At 49.0% G+C, this 8046-nt stretch carries 8 protein-coding genes; 4 read left to right on the plus strand and 4 right to left on the minus strand.

All coding sequences use genetic code 11. The annotated features are described in order from the left end of the window. Window positions 1–324 precede the first annotated feature (324 nt). Window positions 325–1182 carry a DegV family protein gene (locus BM101_RS09195; protein ID WP_087032562.1) on the minus strand — a complete coding sequence of 286 codons (858 nt, stop codon included), beginning with the start codon at window positions 1180–1182 and terminating at the stop codon, window positions 325–327. A 287-nt stretch (window positions 1183–1469) separates the two neighbouring features. Beyond that, window positions 1470–2525, minus strand: a complete 1056-nt coding sequence (rlmN, locus tag BM101_RS09200) for a 23S rRNA (adenine(2503)-C(2))-methyltransferase RlmN (protein ID WP_087032563.1) — start codon at window positions 2523–2525, stop codon at window positions 1470–1472. A 262-nt stretch (window positions 2526–2787) separates the two neighbouring features. On the opposite strand from rlmN, the gene BM101_RS09205 reads away from it, so the two are divergent. Together BM101_RS09205 and BM101_RS09210 are read left to right on the plus strand one after the other, a co-directional pair. Continuing rightward, entirely contained in the window at window positions 2788–3174 is a 387-nt protein-coding gene (locus tag BM101_RS09205; protein WP_087032565.1) for an iron chaperone, read from the plus strand. A gap of 273 nt (window positions 3175–3447) precedes the next feature. Continuing rightward, a complete protein-coding gene (locus BM101_RS09210) occupies window positions 3448–3798 on the plus strand; it encodes a DUF1622 domain-containing protein (RefSeq protein WP_087032567.1) in 351 nt (116 codons plus the stop codon). Between the two features lie 159 nt (window positions 3799–3957). Here BM101_RS09210 and BM101_RS09215 read toward each other — a convergent pair whose 3' ends face one another. After that, entirely contained in the window at window positions 3958–4821 is an 864-nt protein-coding gene (locus tag BM101_RS09215; protein ID WP_177194465.1) for a glycerophosphodiester phosphodiesterase family protein, read from the minus strand. 247 nt (window positions 4822–5068) lie between these two features. On the opposite strand from BM101_RS09215, the gene BM101_RS09220 reads away from it, so the two are divergent. Beyond that, entirely contained in the window at window positions 5069–5788 is a 720-nt protein-coding gene (locus BM101_RS09220; RefSeq protein ID WP_087032570.1) for a pseudouridine synthase, read from the plus strand. A gap of 58 nt (window positions 5789–5846) precedes the next feature. Here the strand turns inward: BM101_RS09220 and BM101_RS09225 are convergent, their stop codons facing one another. Further along, window positions 5847–6230, minus strand: a complete 384-nt coding sequence (locus BM101_RS09225) for an MmcQ/YjbR family DNA-binding protein (protein ID WP_177194466.1) — start codon at window positions 6228–6230, stop codon at window positions 5847–5849. A 156-nt stretch (window positions 6231–6386) separates the two neighbouring features. On the opposite strand from BM101_RS09225, the gene BM101_RS09230 reads away from it, so the two are divergent. Then, on the plus strand, window positions 6387–7778 hold the full coding sequence (locus BM101_RS09230; protein WP_256212211.1) for an FAD-dependent oxidoreductase: 1392 nt from the start codon (window positions 6387–6389) through the stop codon (window positions 7776–7778). Window positions 7779–8046: the final 268 nt, after the last annotated feature.

Raw genomic sequence — 8046 nt, forward strand, 5'->3', positions numbered from 1 at the left:
GAGGCAGCCATTTCTTATTATGCGTTTGATGCGGAGGAGCATCGGGGGCCAGAATAACCCGCCGAAACCTGTTCGGCGGGCTAAAATACAGCATTTTTCACAGAATAACCATCCGTAGGCACCTGGGAAGGTTATTCTTGGAATGGAGCAATACGAAAAAACCGCCGTCATCTTTTCGGAAGGTTTTCCCGACATTCTCTGGGCCAAATAACCCGCCGCGTTCCCCGAACCAGCAAACGAAAACAGGGAATGCAGGTATTCACGAATGAAACATTTCGCAACGGCCCGTCCTTTTTCAGCGTTTCATTCAAACAGCGCTACCCGTCAGGCGGTGGTTTCCATCCCGGCAATCCCGAAGGCACCGGGCCCGCCGTGGCTGGATATGACGCCGCCCGTCTGCACCCAGGTCACATTCTTGAACCCATTTTCCTTCGCGAGTTCTTCCATGTGCAGCTTGATGCTCTCATCCAGCCCGATGGAAAAGATCAAATAAAGCTGTTCCTTGTCGATGGGGTAAAGCTTCAGGAAATCCTGCATCAGATCTTCGGCAACGCGCCTCATTTTTCCGCGATATTTTTTGGTGGAAACGAGTTTGCCGTCCACCAACTCGATGAGCGGTTTTATTTTCAACAAGGATGCGCCGATGTAAGCTGCATTCGATACCCGGCCGCCAGCCCGCAGAAAGTCGAGATTTTCGGGGATGAACGCAAACCGCGCGCGGGGTACACTGCTTTGCACCAAACCAAGGAAACGATCCAGCGCGATATCCGGCTCTTTTTCCAATAGGAATGCGGCGTACATGACGACGGCGGTCAATCCGCCCGAAACGTTCAGGGCATCGATGAGATGGATGTCTTCAAAATCGGCCGCGGCGATATTCGCATTCTGGAAGGAAGAAGAGGCTTTCGAAGTATAGCCGATATGCACGATGATGCTGTTGGGATGAGCGGCCCTTATTTTCGTGAAAAGCTCCGTATACTCATTCGGATTTGTGGATGTTGTGGATGGCACTTTTTTTGTGCGTTCATAATAATCATAGATGTCCGTTATGGGCAACGAACCATCGAGATAGTCCTTGCCATCCATGACGACATGCATGGGTACCACTTCAAGATTGTATCGTTCGATGAAATCAATGGGTAAATCCGCACCACTTTCGGTCGTCAGAATAATTTTTCTCATGAAATCCCTCCTAAAGCACAGCCCTTCCGGAGTGACATCCTCGGCGTGTGTGTATGGTCTCTTTTATAAACTATACCACACCGCTAAAAACGTTTCCAAAGGATGTTGCCGGAAATTTTATTGATAATGCGACTGTCGTGGTTTGAGAAGTTGCGCCGACCTTCACCAAGGGGGTCAGGCACTTGCTACTGGAAAGTGATTGTAAGCATCAAATAAGGGACCGCAAATCATTTTTCTGATTTGCGGTCCCTTATTATCCTTATTATGATGGAAAGCTGTTGTGCAGATTATTTGTCCAGATGTTTGCTGCGCAATTGTCCGCAGGCCGCATCGATATCGGTGCCGTGTTCCTTGCGGATGACACAGTTGATCTTGTTTTTTTGCAGAATATCATAGAACGCCTGCATCGCCTTTTGGGTGCTGCGTTCGTACTTGATGTGTTCCGCAACCGGGTTGTAAGGGATCAAATTCACATAGGACAGATGCCGTTTATCCTTCAACAAGGCCACCAATTCACGGGCTTGTTCAGGACTGTCATTGACGCCGGAAATCATAATGTATTCGAAAGTAATCCGGCGGTTCGTTTTCTTCAGATATTCATCGATGGCTGCCATGACTTCTTCAAGCGGATGTTTGCGATTGATGCGCATCATCCGGCTGCGGATTTCATCGTTGGGAGCATGCAAAGAGAGCGCCAAGTTGACTTGTAGGCCGTTGTCCGCAAATTCTCTGATTTTCGGAGCAAGACCGCTGGTTGAGACGGTGATGTGGCGGGCGCCGATTGCCAACCCTTTCGCATTATTGATGATATGCAGAAAATTCATGACGTTATCGTAATTGTCGAAAGGTTCTCCGATACCCATCACGACGACATGGCTCACGCGTTCGCCTTTGCCTTTTTCATCCAAGTAGTGTTGCACTTGCATGACCTGAGCGACGATTTCTCCCGCAGTCAAGTCGCGCTGTTTCCGTTTCAGACCGCTGGCACAGAAGGTACAGCCGATGTCGCAGCCTACCTGTGTCGTAACACAGACGGACAAACCATATTCGTGATACATCAAGACGGTTTCGATCATCAACTTGTCTGCCAATTGGAAGAGATACTTGGTAGTGCCGTCAGCGGATTCTTGGACAACCACCTGGTTCAGGGGTTCAAGAACAAAGTTTGCCTCCAATGAAGCAATCAATTCCTTCGATAGGTTCGTCATGTCAGCGAACTCTTGAACTCTTTTCACATATAACCAGTCCCAAATCTGTGGAGCTCGGAATTTTTTTTGACCGTGCAGCAAGAGCCATTCTTGCAGGTCGTCCAGTGTTAAGCCATATATAGATGCTGTGTTCATTTTACTTTCCTTTCTTCTCCGTTCATTTTCTCATCACATATCATAACACAAAATTTGTGAAAGGGAACAAAAAGTTAGTGGTTTGAAATGGCAGGATTATTGCTTCCGTATCGGGCAATCGCATCCATCAAAAAGAGCCTAGTAAATCAAGGAAGCTTGTATTTATCCAACTGCTGTTCCGCATGTTATAATGAAGGCAACATAGAAATAGTCAAAAAAGAATAATCGGCTACCACCAACAGGGACCAGAAGGGAAATGGAAATGGACGGATCGAATGACAAAGTTGAAACGATTGATGCATACATAAGCCTGCAATCGGAAGATATCCAGGGAATTCTTCAAGAAATGCGGCGTGTGATAAGGGAAGAGGCACCCGAAGCGACCGAGAAAATCAGTTATCAGATGCCGACCTTCTATTTGAACGGAAATTTGGTACACTTCGCCGCGCAAAAGCATCATCTCGGCTTTTATCCTACGCCGAGAGCCATTGAAGCCTTCAAGGAAGAATTGTCCTCCTACAAGACTTCCAAAGGGGCCGTCCAGTTTCCGTTGGATAAACCTATTCCTTATGATCTGGTCCGCAGAATGGTTCGCTATCGGGTGGAGGAATCTGCGCGGGCAGCGGAACAGAAGAAATCAAAAAAATAAGGGGAGTGAGATGAATCCCGTTTAGAAATCGAGTACTAAGAGGACTACCACGAAGCGGACGCTTTTTGTCCGCGAAAGGTAGTCAGCTTAGGCACTCAAACGTCACAGTGCGACGTTTGAGGTCTTTCGCAATTTATGTACCAAGGAAAATGCTGCACTTTTACTTGGGATTCAGAACATATTTACGATTAGTTATTTGGAAATACGAAAGGGGCTAGGAATTTGTCCCAGCCCGTTGTCTAAAAAATCATCCGCCGGAATGGAGGCAAACGCATGAATCTGCATCATCTGTTGGCAATCCTCATCCCCATTTTGGCCAGCCTGATTGAGAGTGTGGGGGTCATCATCATTGTTTACGGCTGCATCAAAGCCCTGTATATGTTCGCGAAGGATGGGTTTGATTTGAATAATTCGAACCCAAAACTGGAATTGGCGAAGGCGCTAGCCTTCAGCCTGGAATTCAAGCTGGCCGCGGAAATACTGAAGACGGTCGTGATCCAAACGATAGACGAGTTCATTGTGCTGGCTGCCATCGTTGTGTTGCGTGTGGTTTTGACGTTCGTCATCCATTGGGAGATCAAAAGCAGCGAGACGGATGGCAGCAAGGACAAAGCAAAAAGCTGAATGAAACTAGCCGACATGTTCTTTGCTTTTCAGACTGCAAACGCTAGAGAAAGACTCCCTTCCTCATCAGTTTTTTTGACGAGGGAGAGAGTCTTTTTTTGTATCCTTGAGCGCCGTTAAAAGCTCTTGTGATAGCTTATAGCCATCTCTAAAATATTCTTATTTGTAGGCGGAGATGGTGTCTATGTAATCTGTATACACGCCGAGCGTCCCGGTGTGCGCCACTTTGAAGAGGCTTGCGGCATCATTGACGGAAAAAGGATAGAGCGCCAAATCTGCAGAACGGACCTTTTTCTCGAATGCTGGCGTTGACCATAGTTGCGAAACACCGATGCCCATCGCATACTGTTTGATCTCCTTCAGTTCCTTTTCGGAAGTGACCAAGGGACTATACCAGTCCATCAATTTTATCAAGGGGATATCAGGTTGTACTCGGTGGACGGATTGCAGACTCTCTGCGCTGAAGGATTGGATGATGACGTTAGCTGATTTAGGATCTTCTAACAGATTAAATTCATCCAGCAAAGACAGCAGCTTGCCTTCGATGCCCGCATCTGGGGTTTTAATTTCAAGGCAATAATTGACTTCATTGCCGAATGTCTGAAAGACTTGCCGCAAAGAAGGGATGGTGAGGCCTGCATACTCCGGCTTCGCTTTTGCGGGATATTTTTTGTTGAACCAGGAGCCTGCATCCAGTTGCTGCAGTTCCGCTAAGGTGAAGTCCGCTGCGTTTCCTGTTCCGTCTGTTGTCCGGTTGACGTCGGGATCGTGCAGGGCGACGAGTTCCCCGTCTTTGGTTTGCTGCAGATCGATTTCCAGGTAATCCGCACCCAGCTCTTTTGCCAGCTGGTAGGAAAGCAAGGTGTGTTCGGGCGCGTATCCGCTGGCGCCGCGATGCCCGAACACCAAGAAATCCTTATCGAGGATCACAGCTGCAGTAGCTGATTTAGGCTGGGAAGAGTGTCCCAGACCAAAAACGATCAGTAATCCTATGAAAATAACAAATAACCGCTTTGCCTTCACTGCCCCCACCCCTTTCTTTGTTCGCTAAAGTAAGCGTAAACAAAATATATTTCCATCATAGCAGATTAGACCGCGATATTCAGTGACAAAATTATGTTTTTTTATATTGGAGGACAGTAAAGCTTTTTGAACGCTCGATGTCAGCCGACTATTGCAACCAATCGGCAAGCGACGTACAATGTAAATCGTTGGATACACAGAACTGGTAAGAAACGACGGGATGGTCTACGAAGAGGGGGAAGCAAGCATGCGTTTAGATAAACTATTATCCGAGACCGGTTATGGTTCTCGCAAAGATGTGAAGCGGCTAATCAGGAGCAAACAGGTCCGCATCGACGGCAAGGTTGTATTGACGGACAATTATAATGTCGATCCCCAGCTGCAGCTGGTGGTCGTCGCCGGCAAAACGGTGAGCGTCCAATCCCATGTATACTATATGCTGCATAAGCCTGCGGGGGTGGTGACCGCCGTCTCCGATGCGGCTAATCGGACGGTCATCGATTTGATCGACCCGGCGGACCGGATGCAGGGCCTCTATCCCGTCGGACGATTGGATAAGGATACGGAAGGACTGTTGCTCATCACGGATAATGGGCAATTGGGCTATCAACTGCTGCTTCCCCATAAGAAAGTCATGAAGCGTTACGAGGCGCTCGTCAACGAACGGGTTACCGGCGCCGACCAGGAAGCCTTCGCTGAGGGCATCGTTTTTCATGGCGGCGAGCGGTGCAAACCGGCCAAACTGACGATACTGAGCCAAGGGGAAGCAGAGAGCCGGGTCCTGCTGGACATCAGCGAGGGGAAATTCCATCAAGTGAAGAAGATGTTCCTGTCCGTTGGCAAGAAAGTGACCTACCTGAAGAGGCTCTCGATGGGGCCGCTCGAACTGGATACAACCTTGCCCGCAGGCAGCTACCGTCCTTTGCGCCCGGAAGAGATGGAACTGCTGAAGCCTTATTTCAAATAATATATATTTAAAAAGGGAAGCGCTCGGCAGGATGCCGACCGTTTCCCTTTTTGCGTCCCTACAGTAGGGGCTGATTCTTTGCCCGTCTCTTTGGTTTCGGCTTGGTCAGTTGGAAGCTCTCAGCTATCAGCTTTTCCGCAACCGGATAAAGGCTTTCGGATGTCATGCGCAGCGTGATCCAATGGGTTTTGTTCATGTGGTAGGCCGGGATGATTTCGGGCATGCTTTCCCGCAGGAAATCGTTCCGCTCAGGGGTGTTCTTCAGATTCAGCCAAAGCTCGCCCTGATGCTCATAGATGAAGGCGAAGGATTTCCTGTTGTCTTCATGGCGCATGACGGCCCAATTGGAGTCGCCGAAAGGGTAATCCTCAATGACATGCGGGTGTTCCAGGCAAAGGGCGATCATCCGCCGGCGCAGCGCATAGTTGTTTACTTTTTCCATATCATCCGCTCCTTTCGTTCCTTTTTTATCCATTATACGGCAACCGCATCGCTATGGGTAAGGATAGGTAGTTTGCTTCGAGTGTAGGCAGATATTTGTACAAATATACTTGTATTCCTTATAATGACAGATATATAGAATCGAAAAGGGGCAACAATGATGGAAACTAACAAGTATGATGTCGTGGTGATCGGATTCGGCAAAGCCGGGAAGACGCTGGCGAATGATTTGGCGAAAGCCGGCAAGAAAGTGGCTGTGATTGAAAAGTCGAATCAGATGTACGGGGGGACCTGCATCAATGTCGGCTGTCTGCCGACGAAGTCACTTGTCCACAGCGCAAAAATAGCGAGCCATATTCTTGAAACGGAATCCGAACAGCCTTATGAAAAGCGAAACGCCCTGTTCAAAAAAGCGATGGCGAACAAAGAAAAACTCACAGCGATGCTGCGCGAAAAGAACTATGTGAAGCTTGCCAACTTTGAGACGGTGACCATTTTCGACGGACTAGCGAGCTTCGTGGATGGGAACACGGTAAAGATCACGTCTCTGAATGAAGAGATCTTCATAGCCGGCGACCGCTTCATCATCAACACCGGGGCAAAGGCGTTCATTCCGGATATACCGGGTGTCCATGAGAGCAAACACGTCCATATAAGCGATGGCATCCTGGAGCTGGAAAACTTGCCGAAACGGCTGGCCATCATCGGAGCGGGCTATATCGGCCTCGAATTCGCCGGCTATTTTACGCAATTCGGAACCCAAGTCACCATCTATCAGAATGATGATAGTTTCTTGCCGCGCGAAGATGCTGAGGATGCCGAAGCGATCCGTTTGGTATTGGAAAAAGCCGGCGTGGTCTTTGCGTTCGAAGCGAATGCCAAAAAGATTGCCGATACCGCAGACGGGGTAGCGTTAACCATCGAACAAAAAGGCGAATTGCGGACAGAAACGTTTGATGAAATTTTGATTGCGACAGGCCGGGTACCGAACACGGACAATCTGGATGCGGAAAAGGCCAACGTCACTTTGGGGGCAAGAGGAGAAGTCGCGGTCGACGAAAAGCTTCGGACTTCCGCGCCGAATATTTGGGCGGTCGGGGATGTGAAAGGCGGCCCGCAGTTCACTTATATTTCCTTGGATGATTACCGCATCGTGTTGCCGCAGCTGTTGGAAGAACCATCCAGCTATACGATGGCTAGCCGCCGCACCGTGCCGAACAGCGTCTTCATCGATCCGCCTTTTTCCAGGACTGGGATGAATGAAAAAGAAGCGACAGCGTCGGGAATCCCGTATCGGGTCGTGAAGATGCCGGCTGCAGCCGTCCCGAAAGCCCAGGTCCTACGCGAGACGGAAGGCTTCCTGAAGGTGTTGATCAATACGGAGGACCAAACCATCGTCGGTGCGACGCTCTTCTGCTACGAATCCCACGAGATGATCAACCTGTTGACGCTTGCCATCAATGCGAAGATTCCCTACACGGAACTGCGCGATCAAATCTATACGCATCCGATCATGTCGGAGGCGCTGAATGATTTGTTGAGCCTGTGAATGAGTATTTGGAAAAGGACGGCAAACACGCCGCCCTTTTTTTGATGATGTCCAGCTGTCCAAGCCTGCCTCTCGGAAGAAAGATGAAGGGTCCTCTTGGCTCTGGCGAGCCAAGACATACTGTTTTCGACTTGTCATGGTTCTTGTCATCTCCGCTATCTAAAGAAGCTTCAAAGAAGCACCTCAAACGTCGCACTGTGACGTTTGAGTAACTGACCGGTACGGTCACGTTGATTCCTTTATTTTTGGAAGTCTCTCAGCAATTGCG

Origin of the sequence: Trichococcus palustris (assembly GCF_900114465.1) — a bacterium.
Classification (GTDB): domain Bacteria; phylum Bacillota; class Bacilli; order Lactobacillales; family Aerococcaceae; genus Trichococcus; species Trichococcus palustris.

Excerpts from the sequence above, each read along its gene's own strand:
- BM101_RS09195 (WP_087032562.1), bottom strand. The coding sequence starts at position 1,182 with ATGAGAAAAATTATTCTGACGACCGAAAGTGGTGCGGATTTACCCATT.
- rlmN (WP_087032563.1), bottom strand. The coding sequence starts at position 2,525 with ATGAACACAGCATCTATATATGGCTTAACACTGGACGACCTGCAAGAA.
- BM101_RS09205 (WP_087032565.1), top strand. The coding sequence starts at position 2,788 with ATGGACGGATCGAATGACAAAGTTGAAACGATTGATGCATACATAAGC.
- BM101_RS09210 (WP_087032567.1), top strand. The coding sequence starts at position 3,448 with ATGAATCTGCATCATCTGTTGGCAATCCTCATCCCCATTTTGGCCAGC.
- BM101_RS09220 (WP_087032570.1), top strand. The coding sequence starts at position 5,069 with ATGCGTTTAGATAAACTATTATCCGAGACCGGTTATGGTTCTCGCAAA.
- BM101_RS09225 (WP_177194466.1), bottom strand. The coding sequence starts at position 6,230 with ATGGAAAAAGTAAACAACTATGCGCTGCGCCGGCGGATGATCGCCCTT.
- BM101_RS09230 (WP_256212211.1), top strand. The coding sequence starts at position 6,387 with ATGATGGAAACTAACAAGTATGATGTCGTGGTGATCGGATTCGGCAAA.